Source organism: Mycobacterium sp. GA-0227b (genome assembly GCF_001499855.1).
Taxonomy (GTDB): Bacteria; Actinomycetota; Actinomycetes; order Mycobacteriales; family Mycobacteriaceae; genus Mycobacterium.
Genome location: NZ_LQIK01000034.1, coordinates 53,216 through 74,590, shown reverse-complemented (window position 1 = coordinate 74,590; position 21,375 = coordinate 53,216). Strand labels below are relative to the sequence as shown.

Sequence of the window (21,375 nt, the reverse complement as noted above, 5' to 3'; positions counted from 1 at the left end):
GGAGACACAATGGCCGGACAGGCCGGGAAAAGCACCGTCGCGATCGTCGGATCGGGCAACATCAGCACCGACCTGCTGTATAAGTTGCTGCGCTCGGAATGGCTCGAGCCGCGCTGGATGATCGGCATCGACCCGGAGAGCGAAGGTCTGGCCCGCGCCCGCAAGCTCGGGTTGGAAACGTCGCACGAGGGCGTGGACTGGCTGCTGGCCCAGGACGAGAAGCCCGACATGGTCTTCGAGGCCACCAGCGCCTACGTGCACCGCGACGCCGCCCCCAAGTACGCCGAGGCCGGCATCCGCGCCATCGACCTCACCCCGGCCGCGGTCGGGCCCGGCGTGATTCCGCCGGCCAACCTGGACGAGCATCTGGATGCGCCCAACGTCAACATGGTCACCTGCGGTGGTCAGGCCACCATCCCGATCGTGTACGCGGTGAGTCGTGCGGTCCGCGACATCGGTGGGGTGCCCTACGGCGAGATCGTGGCGTCGGTGTCGTCGGCGTCTGCAGGCCCCGGCACGCGGGCCAACATCGACGAGTTCACCAAGACCACCGCTGCGGGTGTGCAGAACATCGGCGGCGCCCAGCGCGGCAAGGCGATCATCATCCTCAACCCGGCCGAACCGCCGATGATCATGCGCGACACGATCTTCTGCGCCATTCCCGAAGACGCCGACCGGGACGCCATCGCGCAGTCCATCAAGGATGTCGTCGCCGAGGTGCAGACGTATGTCCCCGGCTACCGGTTGCTCAACGAACCGCAGTTCGACGAGCCCTCGGTGGTCAACGGTGGCAACCATCTGGTCACCACGTTCATCGAGGTCGAGGGTGCGGGCGACTATCTGCCGCCCTACGCTGGAAACCTGGACATCATGACCGCAGCGGCGGCCAAGGTGGGCGAGGAGATCGCCCGGAAACAGGCTGGGGCGAGCCTCTCCGTATCGACAGGAGGCCAGGCATGAGCGTCACCGAACAGATCTACTTCAACCCGATCTGGGACGTCCGGATGACGGACACGTCGCTGCGCGACGGCAGCCACCACAAACGTCACCAGTTCACCAAGGACGAGGTGCACGGGATCGTTGCGGCGCTGGACGCCGCGGGGGTGCCGGTCATCGAGGTCACCCACGGTGACGGGCTGGGCGGGTCCAGCTTCAACTACGGGTTCTCGAAGACGCCGGAGCAGGAGCTGATCAAGCTCGCCGCGGAGACCGCCAAGGAATCCAAGATCGCGTTCCTGATGCTGCCGGGTGTCGGCACCAAGGAGGACATCAAGGAGGCGCAGAACAACGGCGGGTCGATCTGCCGGATCGCCACGCACTGCACCGAGGCCGACGTGTCGATCCAGCACTTCGGGCTGGCCCGCGAACTGGGCCTGGAGACGGTCGGCTTCCTGATGATGAGCCACACCATCCCGCCGGAGAAGCTGGCCGAACAGGCGCGCATCATGGCCGACGCCGGGTGTCAGTGCGTGTATGTGGTCGACTCCGCGGGCGCGCTGGTGCTCGAGGGCGTGCGCGACCGGGTGGCGGCGCTGGTCGCCGAACTCGGAGACGACGCGCAGGTCGGCTTTCACGGCCACGAGAACCTCGGCCTGGGCGTGGCCAACTCGATCGAGGCGGTGCGCGCGGGCGCCAAGCAGATCGACGGCTCGTGCCGCCGCTTCGGCGCGGGCGCGGGCAACGCGCCGGTCGAGGCGCTGATCGGGGTGTTCGACAAGATCGGCGTCAAGACCGGCATCGACTTCTTCGACATCGCCGACGCGGCCGAAGAGGTCGTCGCGCCCGCGATGCCCGCCGAATGCCTGCTGGACCGCAACGCGCTGATCATGGGCTATTCGGGGGTGTACTCGAGCTTCCTCAAGCACGCCATCCGCCAGTCCGAGCGCTACGGCGTGCCGGCACACAAGCTGCTGCACCGCGCCGGGCAGCGCAAGCTGATCGGCGGCCAGGAGGACCAGCTCATCGACATCGCGCTGGAGATCAAGCGCGAGCAAGAGGCCGCGTCGGCGAGCTCCTGAACCGCATTTGTGAATCTGACGACGTTCTTCCGGATTTTTCGTCGCCAGGTTCACAATCGGCCGCGATGACGACCCGCGAACAGGCTCAGGCGATCCTCGAGCGGTTGGCCGGGCCGCGGGCGAGTCTGCGCGACGACCAGTGGGCCGCCATCGAAGCGCTGGTGGTGCACCGGCGGCGCGCCCTGGTCGTACAGCGCACCGGCTGGGGTAAGTCCGCCGTCTACTTCATCGCCGCCAAACTGCTGCGCGCCGACGGACACGGCCCGACCGTGATCGTGTCACCGCTGCTGGCGCTGATGCGAAACCAGGTGGCCGCCGCCGAGCGGGCCGGTGTGCACGCCGCGACGATCAACTCGAGCAACGTCGCCGACTGGGACGACATCCACCGCCGGGTACGCGGCGGCGAGCTCGACGTCCTGCTGGTCAGCCCGGAACGGTTGAACAATCCGGACTTTCGCGACGCGGTGTTGCCCGCGCTGGCGCGCGATGCCGGGTTGGTGGTCGTCGACGAGGCGCACTGCGTATCGGACTGGGGTCATGACTTTCGGCCCGATTACCGACGGATCCGCACTCTGATCGCCGAACTCGGCGCCGACGTCCCGGTGCTCGCGACCACCGCGACCGCCAACGACCGGGTGGTCGACGACGTCGCGGCGCAGTTGGGCGTCGGCGGCTCCGAAGCCGGCAGCACTCTGGTGCTGCGCGGTGGGCTGGACCGGGAGTCGCTGCGCCTGTCGGTGGTCAACGCCGGCAACCCGGCGCAGCGAGCGGCATGGCTTGCCGCACACCTGGATTCGTTACCCGGTTCGGGCATCGTCTACACCTTGACCGTTGCACAGGCACACGACGTTGCCGCATTGCTGCGCGAGCAGGGGCATCCCGTGGCGGCCTATACCGGTTCCACCGAGGCCGCCGAACGCGAACAACTCGAGGCGGACCTGCTGACCAACCGCGTCAAAGCGCTGATCGCGACGTCGGCGCTCGGCATGGGATTCGACAAACCCGACCTCGGCTTCGTCGTGCATCTCGGCGCTCCGTCCTCGCCGATCGCTTACTACCAGCAGGTGGGCCGGGCCGGCCGGTCGACAGAGAGCGCCGAGGTCGTCCTGCTGCCCGGCAGAGAAGATCAGGACGTCTGGCGGTACTTTGCTTCGGTCGCATTTCCACCAGAAGCGGTGGTGCGCAAGGTGATCCGAGAGCTGGATCGGGAACGCCCGCAGTCGACAGCCGCGCTGGAACCACTCGTCGATCTCAATCGGACCCGGTTGGAGATGGTCTTGAAGGTGCTCGACGTCGACGGTGCGGTGCGGCGCGTCAAGGGCGGCTGGGTCGGCACCGGCCAGGAGTGGACCTACGACGAACCGCGTTATCGCAAGCTCGACGACGCGCGCAAGCGGGAACAGCAGGCGATGCTCGACTACCAGGCCACCGACCGCTGCCGGATGGCCTTCCTGCGGGCTCAACTCGACGATCCCGCCCTCACCGACGGCGAGCGTTGCGGCCGCTGCGACAATTGCGAGGGACCGCGGTACGACGCGGCCGTCGACACCACGGCAGAGGAGCGCACCAGAGCGTCGCTCTTGCGTCCTGGGGTGGAACTCACGCCTCGCAAACAGTGGCCGTCCGGATTGAGCAGGATCGGGATCGATCTCAAGGGCCGAATCGGCGATGGCCCCGCTTGCGGCCGGGCCATCGGCAGACTGACCGATCTCGGCTGGGGAGCCCGCTTACGACACCTGCTCGACGCTCCGGATGCGGAGGTGCCCGGGGACATGGTCCAGGCCGCGGTGCAGGTGTTGGCCGCGTGGGACTGGGAGACCCGCCCGACCGCGGTGATGGCGCTGGATTCACACGCGCACCCGATGTTGATCTCGTCACTGGCGCGAGAACTCGCCCGCCTCGGCCGACTGACCGACCTGGGTGTTCTGCAGTACGCGCCCGGGCGCAGGCCGGTGACCGCGGCGAACTCCGCCTATCGGGTCGCCGCGCTGTGCGACGCGTGGACGGCGCCCGATCCGGCACGGATCGCCGCGGCCGGTGGGCCGGTGCTGCTCGTGGACGACGTGGCCGATACCGGGTGGACGCTGACGATGGCATCGCGGCTGGTGAGGGCCGCGGGCGCGCCGGCCGTGCTGCCGTTCACGCTGGCGGGCGTGAGCTGACGTGGCGAAAGTCTGACTCCGCCGGAATACGGCGCCTGGCCTGGGGTTGTTTAGGTCGCCCCCGAGGCCGGTTACGCCTTCGGGAGCGGCCACCGGGTCGCAGACTGAAGGAGTGATTCGATGAAGATGTCCGTTACGACCGTGCGACGCGGCCTGTACGGCATGTTTGCAGGCGGTCTTCTCGCATTCGGTTCCGCCGCGATCGTCGCACCCGTTGCCAGCGCCCAGCCGGCCCCTGCGCCGGCGCAGGACAACACCTGCAGCGTGAGCGCAATCGCCAACACCGCGAGCACGGTGTCGGCGTCCACCAGCAACTACCTCTCCTCGCACCCCGAGGCCAACGAGGCGCTGACGGAGATCGCCACGCAACCGCAGGAGCAGGTCACGGAGGCGTTCCGCACCTACTTCGCGGAGAATCCGCAGGTCGAGTCCGAGCTCAAGGCGATCAACGAGCCGGCAGCCGCGATCTCGAGCCAGTGCGGCATCGAGGTTGAGCCGACGCCGATTTCAGAGGCGTTGACTGACGTCTGAATCGGTTGATTGACCAGTACGACATCAGAAGCTCACCGCGCCGGCTCCGGTCGGCGCGGTGAGTTCTGCGATTTGTGCACCGCGAGCGGTGAGCGCTCCAGAACGTGCACAAGTTCGTTACCGGGAAGTGTTTACGCTCTTCACTCCGCCCAGTTGCGCGGTGACCGCATCGGCCGTTGCCACCACTGCCCGTGCCCGCTCGGTAATTTCGTTGTCAGTCAACGACTTTCCGATGTGCATCGACGCGACCATGACTTGCCGTTGGTAGTGGTCGTACACCGGCGCGGAGATCACGCTGATGTCGTGTCGTCTGCGGGCGCCCGCGGTCTCGGCGCGCAGATACACCCGCTCGCCGATGTCGGATACCAGTTCGCCGAGCAGCGCGCGCAACTCGTCGGGCAGCTCGGTCGACATTCCCGCCATCAACGAATACAGCCGCCGCCCGCCGGGTGTCAGCCGTTCGACGAGGTACCCGTGCGCGCGGCATTCGGCGATCACCCGGTTCAGCCGCTCGGTGTCGGTGCGCAACGGGATTGTCGGCTCTTTGGCCAACCAGTCGCGTTGCGCCTCGTCGTCCCAGAGCACGAACATCAGCCCGACCGGCGGCGCGAACGGGTAACTCTGGCCGACCACGACGCCGGGCCTGGTGCCGGGCGGCGCGACAAGGTCGAGCAGCGTGATCCGATCGTCGATGACAGCCGACAGCGCGGCGGTGACCCCGTAGCGGGACGACAGCCGCCGTAGCTGCTCGCGGGCGGCTGGGCTGACGCGCAGCGACTCCTGCGCTTTGTGGCCGAGCGTGATCAGTGACGGACCCAGCCGGTAGGTCTTGTCGCCGGGGTCGCGCACGAGGTAGCCCGCATCGGAGAGCGTGGTGACGATACCCAGGCAGGTCGGCTTGCTCAGCCCGAGGCGGCGGGCCAACTCGGAGACACCGAACCGCTGGTCGGGGTGGCCCGCGAGGTAATCCAGGATGCGCACCACGCGTTCGGTCGGCGGCGACGCGCGACCGGTGGCTCTCGCGAAATCAACACCAGGGTCGTGATCGTGCAACGAATCACCACCCTGGTGTGAGTCTCGCGGACGATCCAGGCCGGCCATGCGGGACAACCTACTCTACGTTCCATATTTGGACCAGCTCGTTCTATATATTGACTACCGCTAGAACGCGTTCTAGTTTCAGGGGGTGTACTCGCAGCCATTGGTAGACGCGATCGCCGAGGCCGAACGCCTCGTCACGCAAGCGCCGTTCATCGAGTCCGAGGCCGACCTTCTTGAAGGCCTGCAATACCTGGCCGGCTGTGTCGCCGCCTGCACGCACCTGGCGTTCGACTACGACCGCGACCACCCGTTCATGCAGTCCGGCACCGGACCGTTCACCAAGATGGCCCTGGACAACCCCGACACGCTCTATTTCGGCACCCGCGTCCAGCCCGGCCACGAGTACGTCGTCACCGGAAAACGCGGTACCACCACCGACCTGAGTTTCCAGATGCTCGGCGGCGAGTACACCGACGACAACGTGCCCGTCAGCCAGGCAGCGTTCGACGACCGCGAACTCGACATCGCCGCCGACGGCACCTTCGAGTGGCGAGTCACGCCAACCAGCCCGTCGCAGTTGCTGGTACGTGAGGTGTACAACGACTGGTCGGCCCAGCGCGGCTACATCAGCATCGCGCGTACCGACACCGCGGGCACCGCGCCGCCGCCGCTGACCAAGGAGACGATCGAGAAGCGGTACGCGGTCGCGGGCAAGCAGTTGGTGCAGCGGATCAAGACGTGGCTGCAGTTCCCGCAGTGGTTCTACAACAACCTGCCGGTCAACACCATGGTGGCGCCGCGGCTCACCCCCGGCGGTCTGGCCACCCAGTACTCGTCGGTCGGGCATTTCGACCTGAGCCCCGACCAGGCGATGGTCATCACGCTGCCGGTGCCCGACGCGCCGTACCTCGGCTTCCAGCTGGGCAGCCTGTGGTACATCTCGCTGGACTACATCAACCACCAGACGTCGCTGAATGGCACTCAGGCACAAGCGGATCCGGACGGCAAGATCCGCATCGTGGTGTCCGACGCCAATCCCGGCGTGACGAACTGGTGCGAGACGCTCGGCCACGCCAAGGGATACCTGCAGTTCCGCTGGCAGCGACTGTCGCGCGAGCTGACCGAGGCCGACGGCCCGACGGTCGAGATCGTCGAAGTCGACAAGGTCTCCGAAAACCTGCCATATTACGAGTCGAACAAGATTTCCGAGGAAGACTGGCGCGCGCGGATCGCGCTGCGGCAACAGCAGATTCAGAACAGGATGGTGGGCTGACGATGGCGGGTACGCTGGATGGCCTGCTTAAGGACAAGGTCGTCGTCATCAGCGGCGTCGGTCCCGCACTCGGCACCACGCTCGCGCGGCGGTGCGCCGAGAACGGCGCCGACCTGGTGCTCGCCGCGCGCACGGTCGAACGACTCGAGGACGTCGCCAAGGAGGTGACGAACCTGGGCAGGCGCGCCCTGTCAGTGGGCACCGACATCACCGACGAGGCCCAGGTGCGCAACCTCGTCGAGGAGACCATGACGGCGTACGGCAAGGTCGACGTGTTGATCAACAACGCGTTTCGGGTGCCGTCGATGAAACCGTTGGCCGACACCACCTTCGAGCACATGCGGGACGCGATCGAGCTGACGGTGTTCGGCGCGCTGCGATTGATCCAAGGCTTCACTCCCGCGCTGGCGGAGGCCAACGGATCGGTCGTCAACGTCAATTCGATGGTGGTGCGCCACTCGCAGGCCAAGTACGGCGCCTACAAGATGGCGAAGTCGGCCTTGCTGGCGATGTCGCAGTCGCTGGCCACCGAACTCGGTGAGCAGGGCATCCGGGTGAATTCCGTACTGCCCGGATACATCTGGGGCGGAACGCTGGAGAGCTACTTCAGCCATCAGGCCGGCAAGTACGGCACCACCGTCGACGAGATCTACAAGGCCACGGCGGCTGCGTCGGACCTCAAGCGGCTGCCCACCGAGGACGAGGTGGCCTCGGCGATCCTGTTCATGGCAAGCGATTTGTCCAGTGGCATCACCGGACAGGCGCTCGACGTCAACTGCGGGGAGTACAAGGCGTGAGTGCGCGTACTGATGTCGGCACGGTCGAGGATCTGCATGCCTCGGCCACCAAGGCGTGCGGGCTCGACGACTTCGGCAGCGATGACGACAACTACCGCGAAGCGCTGGCGGTGCTGCTCGAGTCCTACCGAAAGGACGCCGATCTCACCGAGTTCGGCAGCAAGATGCAGCGGTTCTTCGTGCGCAACGCATTGGTGGCCCGGCTCGTGAGCGAGGCGGCGTTCAAGCAGTACCCCGAGCATGCCGACGTGCCTGTCGAGCGGCCGATCTTCGTCACGGGCCTGCCCCGCACCGGTACCACCGCCATCCACCGGTTGCTGGCCGCCGACCCGCGACACCAGGGCCTCGAGATGTGGCTGGCGGAGTTCCCGCAGCCGCGCCCACCCCGCGAAACATGGCTGGACAACCCGGTTTTCGCCGAGCTCGACGCCCGGTTCAAGAAGGCGCACGAGGAGAACCCGGACTACACCGGCCTGCATTACATGACCGCCGACGAGGTCGAGGAGTGCTGGCAACTGCTGCGTCAGTCGCTGCACTCGGTGTCGTACGAGACGTTGGCGCACATTCCGACCTACGCACACTGGCTGGCCGAGCAGGACTGGACCAAGCCCTACCAGCGGCATCGCCGCAACCTCCAGTTGATCGGCCTGAACGAACCCGAGAAGCGCTGGGTGTTGAAGAACCCCAGCCACCTGTTCGCGCTCGACGCATTGTTCAACACCTATCCGGACGCTCTGGTCATCCAGTGCCACCGGCCGGTCGAGACGATCATGGCGTCGATGTGCTCGTTGGCCCAGCACACCACCGAAGGTTGGTCGAACAGCTTCACCGGCGAGGTCATCGGCCGGGACGCGATGGAAACCTGGTCGCGGGGTTTGGAGCTGTTCAATCGGGTTCGCGCCGAACATGATCCGGCGCAGTTCTATGACCTGGACTACTTCGAGTTCGTGAAGGACCCGGTCCGTACCGTGGAGAACGTGTACCGGCACTTCGACATCGACTTCACCGAGGACGCGCGAGCCGCGATGGAACGCAGCCACGAGGAGAGCAAGCAGGGCCCGCGCGCGCCCAAGCACACCTATTCGCTGGCCGACTACGGTCTGAGCGACGAGCAGGTCAAGGACCGGTTTGCGGGGTTGTGACCTTCTCCGCGAGCAGACGCATAGTGCCTCTCTTTCGCAGCGTTTCGGGGCAATTCACGTCTGCCCGCGGGTGTTCACGCCGTCATGTTGGCCAGCGTATCAATACGTTTCAACGCTTCCTCGGCCAGTGAACGCACGTCGTAGCCGTTGGCGGGGCCACATGTCGAGATCTCGACGGCCGCGTTGTGCGCGGCGACGAATGCGCTGTCACATGCCCAGTCGTCGCCCTTGAACGACCACAACAGGATCTCCGGCGACTCTGACTCCATCGGCGGTAGCAGTTCGAAGGCGTACTCGCGCTCGCTCATGCTCGTCACCAGAAACGTCTTACCCCGGCATGATTCGATGGACTGGCGCGCTGCAGCCAATGCGGCTCCGGCGTCGAAGTCTGCCCGATACACGCCTACCATCTCTTCGATGTATGTCTCCGGCTGGTCGACGTACCAGTGGCCGCCGTCGTACGCCGCGGGGTGGTGATCGACGATGAACGGCGGATCGACCTCACGTGCGACTCCCGCGCAGTCCTGGGGTTCGACGGAGACGAACAGGTTGCCGTCGGCCTTGGCGACCTTCGAACTCAACAGCTTGCCGACCTGTCCCGCAGCGATCGGTGCGACCGGCAGTTCGGCCGTCGGCTGCGGGCTGTCCACCACGCGCGTGCAGGCCGCGACGACACCCATCGCGAGCAGACAGAAAGTGACCCAAAATTGCCGCATTTCAGGGCACTTTACGTCTTCTCGCGGGAAGGGGGCTAGCGCGAGATATCGCTAGCCGTCGCCCGGGGAGGGGGCCGACGACATCTCCTCGAGACAGCCTTCGGCGACGGCGTGCTTGATGCTGTCGGCCAGCCTCGGACAGGCCTTCGCGCGGGCCGGATCACCGCCGGATTGCCGAATCTCGTTGAAGTACGCGCAGCGCTGCGACGCTTCGGCGTTCCACTGCACCGATGTGTGAGCCGCCCCGAGCTTCTTGACATCCACCGAGACGTGGCAGAACCGGCAGTCGACCGACACCAGGCCCGACTTGAGATAGCGCTCACGGTCGCGCTGCGTGGCCTCCCTCAGTGCCGCGGCGCGGTCCGCGCCGAAAGGCGGTGCCTTCCAGGTGCTTCCGGGCCTCGGCTCACCACCGTGGCCGTGGTCGTGGTCGTCGTCATGGCCGCCGTGCAGCAACAACATCGCCCGGGCCAGCCGGTCGACGTCGGCGGGGCCGACAATCTGGCCGGAGTCGGCGGGGCCGACAATCTGACCGGAGTCGGGAGCGTCTCGGCGCGGAGTCATGAGCTCGCTTGGTCGGCCTTTTCTTTCTCGTCCTTCTGTTCGGCCTGCCGCTTGAGGTTCTCCTCGACCTCGACGTGCCACTTCTCGTTGGCCGCTGTGGTGTCGACCTCGATCTCGAAGCGGTCGGTCATATCCGGCGTGATGTCGGCGACGTCGACGTAGAACTGCTGATACCAGCGCCGCATCTGGTAGACAGCGCCGTCTTCCTCGACGAGCAGCGGGTTGTCGATGCGGGTCTTGTGCTTCCAGATCTCGACGTCCTGCAGGAAGCCCTTGCTGACGCCCTCGGTGAACGTGTTCGCCAGTTTCTCGGTCATCTCCTCGTCCAGGCCCTTGGGCTTCTCGACGATGACGCCCCACTGCAGCATGAACGAGTTCTGGGTGACGGGGTAGTGGCAGTTGATCAGGATCGACTCGGCCTTGTAGCCGCCGTAGTTGTTGTGCAGCCAGTTGATCATGAACGAGGGACCGAAGTAGGACGCCTCGGAGTCGAGATGCGCCTCACCGTACGTGGTGCCCATGTCGCTGATGTCGGGCCGACCGACGTTGTGCAGGTATTGCGAGGCGATATGGCCCTCGAAGACGTTCTTGAAGTACGTCGGCAGCCCGTAGTGGATGTAGAAGAAGTGCGCCATGTCGGTGACGTTGTCGATGATCTCCCGGCAGTTGGCGTTCTCGATCAGGATCGAGTTCCACTTCCAGTCGGTCCACTCGTCGCTCTCGACCTCGGGGATATCGGGGATCCGGACCTCGGGTTGCGGTGGGTTGCCCTCGTGGTCGTTCCAGACGAACAGCAGGCCGCCGCGCACGTCGGTGTGCCAGGCGCGAGTGCGGGCCAGTCGCGGTGTGCGCTTGGCGTAAGGCACCAGCTTGCATTTGCCATCGCCGCCCCAGCGCCAGTCGTGGAACGGGCACGCCACCTCATCGCCCTTGATCGTGCCCTGGGCGAGGTTTCCGCCCATGTGGCGGCAGTAGCCGTCGAGCACTTTCACGTCGCCGTGCGAGTCCGCGAAGACCACCAGCATGGTGCCGAAGATCTCGACGCCGTGCGGCTTCCCGTCCAGGTAGCTCTCCACCGGGCCCAGGCAGTGCCAGCCTCGGGCATACCGGTCGGGCAGAGCGCCGGTGTCGATCTCGCGAATTCCCGCACTGTCGGTAGTCACGGTGGGCCTCCCGTTATGTGTCTCTAACTAGAACACGTTACAGTTTTTCCCGCGCGGCGCGCAATCCAAACGCCTCTACCTGCGGTATATCCAGCGGTATAACCAAACGATGCCGTTGTACTCCTTCGAAGGCCGCGCTCCGACGATCGATCCGGACGCGTTCATCGCGCCCACTGCGACGCTGGTGGGTGACGTACACGTGGAGGCGGGCGCGTCGGTGTGGTTCAACGCGGTGCTTCGCGCCGATTTCGCGCCGATCGTGATCCGTGAGGGCGCAAACGTCCAGGACGGCTGCGCTTTGCACGCACCGCCGGGGATTCCCGTCGACGTGGGGCCAGGCGCGACGGTCGCGCACGCGTGCGTGGTGCACGGAGCACACATCGGCGCGCAGGCGGTGCTCGCCAACCACTGCACGGTGCTCGACGGCGCGGTCATCGGAAAGCGCAGCCTGATAGCGGCACACTCGCTGGTCATCGGTGGCACGAAGATCCCCGACGAGGTCGTGGTCACCGGGTCGCCCGCGAAGGTGCGCGGCCCGATCGCGGGGACCGGCGCGGAGATGTGGGTGAACACCAATCCCGGCGCGTACCAGGAGTTGGCTCGCAGGTACTCGGCGTCACTGCAGCGCGTCGACGACGAGCGCTGAGTCACTGCGATCGGCTGAGCCCGGTCCGCAGCGCGATCTGCTGCATTTTTCCGATGTTGATGACGAACTCGTCGGTGGTGGCGTCGCCCGGTGCGCTCTCGAATTCCAGGCGTACCAGCGCGGGACCTTGCGTGAACAACAGCAGCGTGGCCGCCTTGGTGCCGTCGGGGGACATGCCGATGGCCATGGTGCCGTCGGTGCCGACCGGGGCCGGTCGTGGAGTCGCGCCGGCGACGACCGTGCCGATCGTCGGCAGCGCCTCACGCAACGTCGTGGTCGCCGTCGCGGCGTCGGGATAGATCACGATGGCGTCGGAGATCGCCCGGGTGTCGTCCTGGTTGACGAAGAGCGCACTTGCGCCCGGCAGCCCGTCGGGACCGCCGGGGGTTGTCGAGCGCACCGCGAAGGTGTCCTCGGCATCGCTGAGGTCTTCTGGACGAAGCAGCAAACCGCTGTAGTCACCCTCGGGTGCCGCGTCGCCGGTGGGGCTGGTGGTCGGGGCCGGCTGCGCCTGTGAGGTCGTGAAGGCGGGCAGGCGTGGAGCGCCGCCATCGGGTGCCGGCCCCGATGATTCACAGCCGGCCCCCGCGGCGCATACCAGCGTCGCGAAAGCGATGGCGGACAAAGACTTCCGATATGAATTACGGCGGTTCGCAGGCATTCGATCTTCGTTTCGTGACGTTCGTTGCTGAACAATCGGTCAAACACCCAAGGTACCGGCGCGGGGCGATACGGTGGTCAGATGACGATTGGCAACGTCGCGGCCCTCTGGCGGTATCCGGTGAAGTCGCTGGGCGGCGAGCAGGTCGACCGCATCGAGATAGGACCGCGGGGGCTGCACGGCGACCGGCTGTGGGCCGTGCGGGACCTCGAACGCGACGTCACCGCGTCGGCCAGGCGCATACCGGCGCTGCTGACCGCCACCGCCCGCTACGCCGCTCCACTCGCGGCGGATGCAGGGCCCGGCAACGTGCCCGAGGTCGAGATCACCTTTCCCGACGGCACCGTCATGTCCAGCAATGACGCCGGTGTCCATTCGAAGCTGTCCGAAGTGGCCGGCCGCGACGTCCGGTTGACCGCGCTGCCGCCGGCCGAGGACACCAGCCTGCATCGGCTGAGCAAGCACGAGCGTGACAACATCTCGATCGCGACCTACCGGCAGGACTTCGGCATCACCGAAGACGAGGGGTTCCCGGACGTCTCGATGTTCCGGATGTCCGATCTGGCCATGCTGGCCCGCTACTCGACGCCGCCGGGGATGTTCGTCGACCTGGCGCCGGTACATGTGATCAGCCAGACGAGCCTTGCCACGATCGGCGGGGCAGTGGGCGCCGACGTCGACGTACGCCGGTTCCGGCCCAACGTCGTTCTGACGCTCGATGATTCCGACGACGCACTGCCCGAATCACACTGGACGGGAGGGCAACTGACGGTGGGCGGCGCGGTGCTCGAGGTCACCATGCCGACGATCCGCTGTGTCGTGCCCAGCCGCCCCCAACCCGGTCTCGAGGTCGACCGCCGCATCACCCGCGCGGTCGCGCAGCGTGCGCAGCGGTGCCTCGGCGTGTACTGCTGGGTGCAGACCGAAGGCGTTGTCCGGGTGGGGGATACGGCCGACGTGCGCACGGCTGCGAGGCCACAGCGAATCCTCGCCGACGCGACCCGGCGCGCGAAGCGGTTGACGTTCGGGCTGGCGACGTCGGCGGCGGACCGCTTCTCGCGCTAGATCTTTCGAGCGCTGGCGGTCGCTCGGTCGAGTTCCCAGTACGCGCGCAGCGCGACGATCCTTCCGGCATCGTCGACTCGGTAGGTGAACACGCCCTCGGCCGTCACCTCGTATCCGGCGGACCGGATCACGATGTTGCCGACGTTGGCTTCCTCGTTGCCGCACTGATACGTCTGCTCGAAGTTGAACGTCAGTTCACTCGGTGCGATCGCCTTGTCGTAGAACGCGGCAATGGCTTCCTTACCGCGATGGCCCTTGCCCTCCGGATCGAAGTGCGAGGGGCCGATGGGATCCTCCACGACGGCGTCGTCGGCGAAGTTGTCCAGCCATGCCTGCTTGTCGTGCGCGATCGCGGCCTCGCGTGAGCGCTTGCCCGCCAGGTGGACCGGCGCGTCCGGATCGGTGACGGTCATCGGTCAGTCCTGCCAGCCCGAGTGTATGTAGGTGTCGGCGAAGCGCTTCATCGCGTCCTTCTTCTTCTCCAGCGGCGCGTCGAAGCCCAGACCCTCGAAGACCCACGGGATCACGATGTTGTCGGTGACGCCGGCCTCGGCGAGTTCGCGGTGCCCGTCGACGCCGAACTTGTCGATGCACACCGCCTGATACTCGAACGGCGCCTCGGCACGACCGTATTCGGCGAGCAGCGCCTTGAGCTTGGTGATGGTCTCGGCCAACTGGTCGCCGGTCATCATCGCGCTGGTCCAACCGTCGCTGACCCGCGCCGCGCGTTTGAGCGCCACCTCGGTGTGACCGCCGACGTAGAACGGCACCGGCTTGCTGGGCGCGGGGCTCATCTGCAGCTTGTCGAAGTCGTAGAACTCGCCGTGGAACTCCACCATGCCACCGGCCAGGACGAGCTTGATCACCTCGATCATCTCGTCGACGCGTTTACCGCGCTTGGCGTACGGCTGGCCGCACCACTCGAACTCCTCGGGTGCCCAGCCGATTCCGACGCCGAAGCCGAACCGGTTGTTCGTCAGGTTCGCCACCGAGCCGACCTGGCGTGCCAGCAGCAGGGGGTTGCGTGAGCCGAGCTTGAGCACGTTGGTGTAGAACCGCAGCGTCGACGTCACCGCACCCATCGCGGCCGCGGCGATCAGCGGGTCGACCCAGGGGGTCTCCGCGTTCCACATCCGCGAGCCGTCCGGCGTGTACGGATAGTCGGTCGACTGCTTCTCCATGTAGAACAGCGAGTCGGGCAGTGCGATCGCGTCGAACCCGACTTCCTCTGCCGTCTTGGCAATCTCGATGAGCTCCTCGACTGGGCCCATCGCGACGCTGCAGGTGTATTTCACGACTGGGCTGCCGGCTTGTCGGAACCGACGACCCACATCGAGTAGTACTGCGAGCCGCCGCCGTAGGCATGGCCGAGCGCCTTACGGGCATCGGGCACCTGATGGTCGCCCGCCTTGCCTTGGACCTGCCTTGCGGCCTCGGCGAAGCGGATCATGCCCGATGCGCCAATGGGATTGGATGACAGGACCCCGCCCGACGGGTTGACCGGCAGTCTGCCGCCGATCGCCGTCTCACCGGCTTCGGTGAGCTTCCAGCCTTCGCCCTCCGGCGCGAAGCCGAGGTTCTCCAACCACATCGGCTCGAACCACGAGAACGGTACGTAGATCTCGGCGGCGTCGATCTCGTCGATCGGGCTGGTGATGCCGGCCGCCTTCCACAGCGCCTTGGCCGCGTCGCGGCCGGCCTGCGGGTTGACCTGGTCACGCCCGGAGTAGGCCAGCGGTTCGGTGCGCAGCGCGGTGGCGTGGATCCACGCCACCGGATTGCCTTCGGCCACCTGGCGATCCGCGGTTTCTTCGTTGCCGATCACGACCGCGCACGCACCGTCGGACGACGGGCAGGTCTCGTCGAACCGGATGGGGTCCCACAGCATCTGCGAGGCCATCACCTTCTCCAGCGTGATGTCGGGCTGGTGCAGGTGCGCCAACGGGTTCTTGGCGCCGTTGAGCCGGTCCTTGACCGCGACCATCGCGCCGATGTGGTTCGGCGCGCCCGAGCGACGGATGTAGGCGCGCACGTGGGGGGCGAAGTAGCCGCCCGCGCCCGCGCCGACCGGCTTGGTGAACGGCACCGGAATGCTCAACGCCCACATGGCGTTCGACTCCGACTGCTTCTCCCACGCCATGGCCAGCACCCGGCGGTACTTGCCCGACTGCACCAGCGACGCGGCGACGACGCCGGTCGACCCGCCCACCGAACCGGCGGTATGCACGCGGATCAGTGGCTTGTTGGTCGCGCCGACGGCGTCGACCATGAACAACTCGGGCATCATCACGCCCTCGAAGAAGTCGGGCGCCTTGCCGACCACTACGGCGTCGATGTCGTCCATCGTCGAACCCGAATCGGCCAGCGCCTTGTCGATGGCCTCACGCACGAGGCCGTTCATCGACACGTCCTGGCGCTTGGCGACGTACTTCGTTTGCCCGGTGCCCAGCACCGCTGCGAGTTGGCCCGCCATTTCGTTACTTCCCTTCCAGGACGGCGACGAGATTCTGTTGCAGCGCAGGCCCGCTCGTGGCGTGGGCCAGCACCCGCTGCGCGGAGCCGTTGAAGATGTGCTGGGCGGCGAAGCCGATGCGCTCCAGCCCCGCCGAGAACATCGGATTGGCCGCCAGCGCGCCGCCCGACGGGTTGATCTTCGTCGTGTCGCCCAGGCCGATCGCCTCTTTGAGGATCAGGTGCTGATGGCTGAACGGGGCGTAGATCTCGGCCACCTCGATCGAACCGGCGTCGCCGTTGGTGGCCGCGTCGGCCGAAGCTGTCGTCGACGGCGAGGTGGTCAGGTCGCGGGCGCCGAGCACGGGGGTTTCGATGCGGTGCTCGAATCCGGTGATCCAGGCCGGGTTTTCGCGCAACTCACGGGCCCGGTCGCCGGCGGCGAGCACGATGGCCGACGCGCCGTCGGTGATCGGTGCGATGTCGTGGCGGCGCAGCGGATCGGCGAAGTACGGCCTGGACAGAAGCTCGTCGATGGACTTGGCCGGTTTCTCGCTGTCAGTGCGTCCGGCGGCCGCCATGGAGTCCAGTGCGACCTGGGCCATCTGCTCGGCGGTCCACTTGCCCGCGTCGAGACCGAATCGGGCCTGCAGGCCGGCCATCGACACCGTGTCCGGCCACAGCGGCGCGACGGTATACGGGTCGGTCTGCAGCGCGAGCACCCGGCGCAGCGTGCCGGCGCTGGACTTGCCGAAGCCGTACACCAGCGCGGTGTCCACCTCGCCGGTCAGCAGCTTGATGTAGGCCTCGTACAGTGCCCATGCCGCGTCCATCTCGACGTGAGACTCGTTGATCGGTGGCACCGCGCCGATCGAGTCGATCGCCGAGATGAACGAGAACGCCCGGCCGGCAAGGTAATCCGAGGAGCCCGAGCACCAGAAGCCGATGTCGGTCTGCTGCAGGCCGAGCTCGTCGTAGAGCTGGTGGAAGCACGGCATCAGCATCTCGACGCCGTTGGTGGTCCCGTCGGTGCGGCGCACGTGCGGTGCATGCGCGAATCCGACGACAGCGATCTCAGTCATTTCAGCGCCTTTACAGGTGGTGCTTGTAGGAGTCGTATTCGGCGTCGGGCTCACCCGTCGGCCGGAAGTGGTCGATGTTGTCGATGCCGAGGCCCCACTCCTCGCGGGGCTTCCACACCGCCTCCACGCGCATGCCCATCCGGACGTCGGCCGCGTCGATCTCGGTCACCAGATGCAGGAACGGAATGTCGGCGCCGTCGAGCAGGACGTAGGCCGCGACGTAGGGCGGCTTGATGCGCTGGCCGGCGAACGGGATGTTGATCACCGCGAACGTCGTCACCGTCCCCTTGTCCGGCAGTTCGACGAACTCGTCGAGTTCCAGGCCCGTGGCCGGATCGGCCTCTTTCGGCGGGAAGTAGACCTTGCCGGGCTTGCCGTCGCGACCGTTCTTCGTGCGGGCGCCGAGCAGCTTGCCCTCTTCGAGCGCCTTGAGGAACGTGGTCTCCGGAAACGACGCGGTGTGCTGGATCTCGATGCTGCTCGGCGTCACCTGCACCGTGATCGGGTCGCGCTCGTCGGCCTGACCTTCCGGCTCGGCTTCGTCACCGAGTGAGAAGTACGCGATGTCGGTGATGGCGCCGACGGGCTCGTCGATCCAGTGCGCGTGCACCCGGGTTCCGGTGCTGATCGCGTCCGACGAACCCGCGTCCACCGCGTGCAGCAGCGGGGTGTCCGCGCCGTCGAGCTTGATCAGCGCCCACGCGAACGGCCGCTCCAGCGGCTGGCCCTCGAGCGGCGTCGCCTGCCAGGTCCACGACACCACGGTCCCGACACCGGCCACCGGTACGATCTCGGTCAATCTCTCGTAGGTGACGGGGTCGAACTCTGCGGGTGGTACGAGCACCCGGCCGTCCGAACCGCGCACGCCGAGGATGCGTCGCTCGCGCAGGGCGGTGAAGAATTGGGACAGGAGTGGCCCTACTGAACGGGTGTAGTCGAATGAGAGCCTCAGCGGAGCCGAAAGTGGCCGCTGATGGGGATCGATCTGCACCGGGCTGCTTTGGCTGGTGGTCACGGCATCGAGTAGAACAGGTTCTAACAATGGTTTCAAGGACGGGTCCGGAGGCGAACTAATGAAGCTAGGTCTTCAACTCGGTTATTGGGGCGCCCAACCGCCCGAAAACCATGCCGAACTGGTCGCCGCGGCCGAGGACGCGGGTTTCGACACGGTGTTCACCGCCGAGGCGTGGGGGTCGGACGCATACACGCCGCTCGCCTGGTGGGGACGCGAGACCAAGCGGATGCGGCTCGGCACGTCGGTGATCCAACTGTCGGCGCGCACCCCCACCGCGTGCGCGATGGCCGCGCTGACGCTCGACCACCTCTCCGGCGGGCGCCACATCCTCGGCCTCGGTGTTTCGGGGCCGCAGGTCGTGGAGGGTTGGTACGGCGCGAAGTTCCCCAAGCCGCTGGCCCGCACCCGCGAGTACGTCGACATCCTGCGTCAGGTCTGGGCGCGGGAAGCGCCGGTCCGCAGCGACGGCCCGCATTATCCGTTGCCGTTGACCGGCGAAGGCACCACGGGCCTGGGCAAGAACCTCAAACCGATCACGCATCCGCTGCGCGCGGACATCCCCGTCATGTTGGGCGCCGAGGGCCCGAAGAACGTCGCGCTGGCCGCCGAGATCTGTGACGGCTGGTTGCCGATCTTCTATTCTCCGCGCATCGCGAGCATGTACAACGAGTGGCTCGACGAGGGCTTCGCCCGACCGGGCGCGCGCCGCAGCCGCGAGGACTTCGAAATCTGTGCGACGGCCCAGGTGGTCGTCACCGACGACCGCGCGGAGATCATGGAACTGATGAAGCCGCATCTGGCGCTGTACATGGGCGGGATGGGCGCCGAGGACACCAATTTCCACGCCGATGTCTACCGCCGGATGGGGTACGCCGAGGTGGTCGACGATGTCACCAAACTGTTTCGCGCCGACCGCAAGGATGAGGCGGCAAAGATCATCCCCGACGAACTGGTCGACGACTCGGCGATCGTCGGCGACCTCGCGTACGTGCAGGAGCAGATCAAGGCGTGGGAGGCCGCGGGGGTGACGATGATGGTCGTCGGCGCGCGGTCGCCCGAGCAGATCCGCGACCTCGCCGGACTTGTGTAGACACTTCTTGCTAGTTGTCTATAACGCGTTCTAGATTGACGCGATGAGTCAGCACACCATCGCGGGCACCGTCCTGACCATGCCGGTGAAGATCCGCAAGGCGCAGCAACACATGGCGATGTTCTCGGTAGACGCCGACGCCGCCCAACGGATGATCGACTACAGCGGTCTGCAGGTGTGCCGCTTTCTGCCCGGACGCGCGGTCGTCGTGCTGATGCTGATGCACTACGTCGACGGCGATCTCGGCCAGTACTACGAATACGGCACCAACGTGATGGTGAACCCGCCGGGGTCGACGGCTTCTGGCCCGCGCGCGTTGCAGGACGCCGGCGCCTTCATCCACCACCTGCCCGTCGACCAGGCGTTCACGCTCGAGGCGGGCACGAAAATCTGGGGCTATCCGAAGGTCATGTCCGACTTCACGATTCGCGACGGCCACACGTTCGGGTTCGACGTGACGATCGACGGCCAGTTCGCGGTCGGCATGGATTTCAAGCCGGGGCTGAAGGCGCCCGCGGCGTTCACGTCCAAGCCGCAGGCGCACCCCACGTACTCCTACCGCGACGGAGTGGTGCGGCAGACGGTCGGGGAGATGAAGCTGTCCGATGTGCGCTATCGGTTGGGCGGCGCACAGGTCCGGTTGGGCGAACATCCCTATGCGAAGGATCTGGCCTCGTTAGGCTTCCCGAAACGCGCGATGGTCTCCAGTTCGGCTGGCAACGTGGAGATGTCGTTCGCAGACGCGCAGGAGGTTCATCCATGACGCTTACTCGACCGGACGTCGATCTGACCGACGGGGCCTTCTACGCCGGCGACTCGCGGTCGGTGTACAAGTGGATGCGCGAGAACGAACCGGTGTTCCGCGACCGCAACGGGTTGGCCGCCGCCGCGACGTACGCCGCGGTGATCGAAGCCGAGCGCAATCCCGAACTGTTCTCCAACGCCGGCGGAATCCGGCCGGATCAGCCGGGCGTCGAAATGATGATCGAGATGGACGATCCGCAGCATCTGTTGCGGCGCAAGCTCGTCAACGCCGGGTTCACCCGCAAGCGCGTGAAAGACCTTGAGGGGTCGATCAGTTCGCTGTGCGACACGCTGATCGACAACGTCTGTGAGCGTGGCGAGTGCGACTTCGTCTGGGACATCGCCGCGCCGCTGCCGATGGCCGTCATCGGCGACATGCTCGGTGTGCGCCCCGAGGAACGCGAGATGTTCCTCAAGTGGTCCGATGATTTGGTCAGCTTCCTCAGCAGCACCGCGGACCCCGAGAAGTTCCAGATCACGATGGACGCGTTCGCGGCTTACAGCCAGTACATGATGGGCATGATCGAGGCCCGCAAGTCCGAGCCGACCGACGACCTGGTCAGTGTCCTGGTGCACGCGGAGGTCGAGGGGTCGAAGCTGGAGGACCACCAGATCGTCACCGAGGTGCTGCTGCTGTTGATCGGCGGCGACGAGACCACCCGCCATACCCTTTCCGGCGGGACGCGGCAGCTGCTGCGTCATCCGGACCAGCATCAGAAGCTGATCAACGACCTGGCGCTGCTGCCCAACGCGATCGAGGAGATGCTGCGCTGGACTGCGCCGGTCAAGAACATGGCGCGAACCGTCACCGCCGACACCGAATTTCACGGAACCGCCCTCAAGGAGGGCGAGAAAATGATCCTGCTGTTCGAGTCGGCGAACTTCGACGAGACCGTGTTCGAGGATCCGGAACGGTTCGACATCGAGCGCTATCCGAACAACCACCTGGCGTTCGGGTTCGGCACACATTTCTGCCTGGGAAACCAACTCGCCCGCCTCGAACTGTCCATTATGCAGACCAAGCTGCTGCAGCGCCTGCCCGATCTTCGGTTGGCTTCCGGCGACGAATTACCTTTGCGCCCCGCCAACTTCGTGTCCGGGCTGGAGCAGATGCCCGTGGTGTTCACGCCGACGAAACCGGTCGCCTAGCAACC

At 66.3% G+C, this 21,375-nt stretch carries 22 protein-coding genes; 12 read left to right on the top strand and 10 right to left on the bottom strand.

Annotated elements, in window-relative coordinates:
- The first annotated feature begins 9 nt into the window (after positions 1 to 9).
- From AU185_RS23570 to AU185_RS23555, 4 genes are all read left to right on the top strand, one after another.
- The gene (locus AU185_RS23570) at positions 10 to 960 is read left to right on the top strand and encodes an acetaldehyde dehydrogenase (acetylating) (protein ID WP_059101596.1); all 951 of its coding nucleotides are present in this window, start codon (positions 10 to 12) and stop codon (positions 958 to 960) included.
- Entirely contained in the window at positions 957 to 2,018 is a 1,062-nt protein-coding gene (gene dmpG, locus AU185_RS23565) for a 4-hydroxy-2-oxovalerate aldolase (protein WP_059101595.1), read from the top strand. The genes AU185_RS23570 and dmpG overlap by 4 nt, the downstream gene beginning before the upstream one ends.
- 65 nt (positions 2,019 to 2,083) lie before the next feature.
- A complete protein-coding gene (locus AU185_RS23560; protein WP_059101594.1) occupies positions 2,084 to 4,180 on the top strand; it encodes a RecQ family ATP-dependent DNA helicase in 2,097 nt (698 codons plus the stop codon).
- A gap of 120 nt (positions 4,181 to 4,300) precedes the next feature.
- Positions 4,301 to 4,711 carry a heme-binding protein gene (locus tag AU185_RS23555; protein ID WP_059101593.1) on the top strand — a complete coding sequence of 137 codons (411 nt, stop codon included), beginning with the start codon at positions 4,301 to 4,303 and terminating at the stop codon, positions 4,709 to 4,711.
- A gap of 117 nt (positions 4,712 to 4,828) precedes the next feature.
- On the opposite strand, the gene AU185_RS23550 is transcribed toward AU185_RS23555, so the two are convergent.
- Complete coding sequence (locus AU185_RS23550; RefSeq protein ID WP_082684057.1) at positions 4,829 to 5,812, bottom strand: IclR family transcriptional regulator; 984 nt, start codon at positions 5,810 to 5,812, stop codon at positions 4,829 to 4,831.
- 85 nt (positions 5,813 to 5,897) lie between these two features.
- On the opposite strand from AU185_RS23550, the gene AU185_RS23545 reads away from it, so the two are divergent.
- From AU185_RS23545 to AU185_RS23535, 3 genes are read left to right on the top strand one after another with little or no spacing between them, the layout of a single operon-like run.
- Positions 5,898 to 7,025: a hypothetical protein gene (locus tag AU185_RS23545; protein ID WP_059101592.1), complete on the top strand. Its 1,128-nt coding sequence runs from the start codon at positions 5,898 to 5,900 to the stop codon at positions 7,023 to 7,025.
- Between the two features lie 14 nt (positions 7,026 to 7,039).
- Positions 7,040 to 7,822 (top strand): SDR family oxidoreductase, encoded by a 783-nt coding sequence (locus tag AU185_RS23540; protein ID WP_156425654.1) that lies wholly within the window; start codon positions 7,040 to 7,042, stop codon positions 7,820 to 7,822.
- A complete protein-coding gene (locus tag AU185_RS23535; protein ID WP_059101590.1) occupies positions 7,819 to 8,964 on the top strand; it encodes a sulfotransferase family protein in 1,146 nt (381 codons plus the stop codon). The genes AU185_RS23540 and AU185_RS23535 overlap by 4 nt, the downstream gene beginning before the upstream one ends.
- Positions 8,965 to 9,038: 74 nt before the next feature.
- Here the strand turns inward: AU185_RS23535 and AU185_RS23530 are convergent, their stop codons facing one another.
- Genes AU185_RS23530 through AU185_RS23520 form a run of 3 tightly spaced genes read right to left on the bottom strand, consistent with a single transcriptional unit; the run spans position 9,039 to position 11,407 of the window.
- Positions 9,039 to 9,680, bottom strand: a complete 642-nt coding sequence (locus AU185_RS23530; protein WP_231740432.1) for a sensor domain-containing protein — start codon at positions 9,678 to 9,680, stop codon at positions 9,039 to 9,041.
- A gap of 51 nt (positions 9,681 to 9,731) precedes the next feature.
- Positions 9,732 to 10,244, bottom strand: a complete 513-nt coding sequence (locus AU185_RS23525; protein ID WP_502687792.1) for a hypothetical protein — start codon at positions 10,242 to 10,244, stop codon at positions 9,732 to 9,734.
- The gene (locus AU185_RS23520; protein ID WP_059101589.1) at positions 10,241 to 11,407 is read right to left on the bottom strand and encodes a 3-ketosteroid-9-alpha-monooxygenase, oxygenase component; all 1,167 of its coding nucleotides are present in this window, start codon (positions 11,405 to 11,407) and stop codon (positions 10,241 to 10,243) included. The genes AU185_RS23525 and AU185_RS23520 overlap by 4 nt, the downstream gene beginning before the upstream one ends.
- A gap of 109 nt (positions 11,408 to 11,516) precedes the next feature.
- Between AU185_RS23520 and AU185_RS23515 the strand changes: the two genes are divergently transcribed.
- Positions 11,517 to 12,053 carry a gamma carbonic anhydrase family protein gene (locus AU185_RS23515; RefSeq protein ID WP_059101588.1) on the top strand — a complete coding sequence of 179 codons (537 nt, stop codon included), beginning with the start codon at positions 11,517 to 11,519 and terminating at the stop codon, positions 12,051 to 12,053.
- A 1-nt stretch (position 12,054) separates the two neighbouring features.
- Here AU185_RS23515 and AU185_RS23510 read toward each other — a convergent pair whose 3' ends face one another.
- The gene (locus AU185_RS23510; protein ID WP_059101587.1) at positions 12,055 to 12,714 is read right to left on the bottom strand and encodes a hypothetical protein; all 660 of its coding nucleotides are present in this window, start codon (positions 12,712 to 12,714) and stop codon (positions 12,055 to 12,057) included.
- Positions 12,715 to 12,795: 81 nt separating this feature from the next.
- Between AU185_RS23510 and AU185_RS23505 the strand changes: the two genes are divergently transcribed.
- Positions 12,796 to 13,779, top strand: coding sequence for an MOSC domain-containing protein (locus tag AU185_RS23505; protein WP_059101586.1), 984 nt, complete (start codon positions 12,796 to 12,798; stop codon positions 13,777 to 13,779).
- Here the strand turns inward: AU185_RS23505 and AU185_RS23500 are convergent.
- From AU185_RS23500 to AU185_RS23480, 5 genes are read right to left on the bottom strand one after another with little or no spacing between them, the layout of a single operon-like run.
- Positions 13,776 to 14,192, bottom strand: a complete 417-nt coding sequence (locus AU185_RS23500; RefSeq protein ID WP_059101585.1) for a nuclear transport factor 2 family protein — start codon at positions 14,190 to 14,192, stop codon at positions 13,776 to 13,778. The two genes, AU185_RS23505 and AU185_RS23500, sit on opposite strands and share 4 nt — an antisense overlap.
- 3 nt (positions 14,193 to 14,195) lie before the next feature.
- Positions 14,196 to 15,074, bottom strand: coding sequence for a TIGR03619 family F420-dependent LLM class oxidoreductase (locus AU185_RS23495; protein WP_059101584.1), 879 nt, complete (start codon positions 15,072 to 15,074; stop codon positions 14,196 to 14,198).
- Positions 15,071 to 16,252 (bottom strand): thiolase family protein, encoded by a 1,182-nt coding sequence (locus tag AU185_RS23490; RefSeq protein WP_059101583.1) that lies wholly within the window; start codon positions 16,250 to 16,252, stop codon positions 15,071 to 15,073. The genes AU185_RS23495 and AU185_RS23490 overlap by 4 nt, the downstream gene beginning before the upstream one ends.
- A gap of 4 nt (positions 16,253 to 16,256) precedes the next feature.
- Positions 16,257 to 17,312 carry a thiolase family protein gene (locus AU185_RS23485; RefSeq protein ID WP_059101582.1) on the bottom strand — a complete coding sequence of 352 codons (1,056 nt, stop codon included), beginning with the start codon at positions 17,310 to 17,312 and terminating at the stop codon, positions 16,257 to 16,259.
- A 10-nt stretch (positions 17,313 to 17,322) separates the two neighbouring features.
- Positions 17,323 to 18,327: a Zn-ribbon domain-containing OB-fold protein gene (locus AU185_RS23480; protein WP_059101581.1), complete on the bottom strand. Its 1,005-nt coding sequence runs from the start codon at positions 18,325 to 18,327 to the stop codon at positions 17,323 to 17,325.
- A 58-nt stretch (positions 18,328 to 18,385) separates the two neighbouring features.
- On the opposite strand from AU185_RS23480, the gene AU185_RS23475 reads away from it, so the two are divergent.
- The 3 genes from AU185_RS23475 to AU185_RS23465 are packed head-to-tail and all read left to right on the top strand — an operon-like array spanning position 18,386 to position 21,370.
- Complete coding sequence (locus AU185_RS23475) at positions 18,386 to 19,417, top strand: LLM class F420-dependent oxidoreductase (RefSeq protein ID WP_059101580.1); 1,032 nt, start codon at positions 18,386 to 18,388, stop codon at positions 19,415 to 19,417.
- A 43-nt stretch (positions 19,418 to 19,460) separates the two neighbouring features.
- Positions 19,461 to 20,180 carry an acetoacetate decarboxylase family protein gene (locus AU185_RS23470; protein ID WP_059101579.1) on the top strand — a complete coding sequence of 240 codons (720 nt, stop codon included), beginning with the start codon at positions 19,461 to 19,463 and terminating at the stop codon, positions 20,178 to 20,180.
- Positions 20,177 to 21,370 carry a cytochrome P450 gene (locus tag AU185_RS23465; protein ID WP_059101578.1) on the top strand — a complete coding sequence of 398 codons (1,194 nt, stop codon included), beginning with the start codon at positions 20,177 to 20,179 and terminating at the stop codon, positions 21,368 to 21,370. The genes AU185_RS23470 and AU185_RS23465 overlap by 4 nt, the downstream gene beginning before the upstream one ends.
- The last annotated feature ends 5 nt before the right edge of the window (positions 21,371 to 21,375 follow it).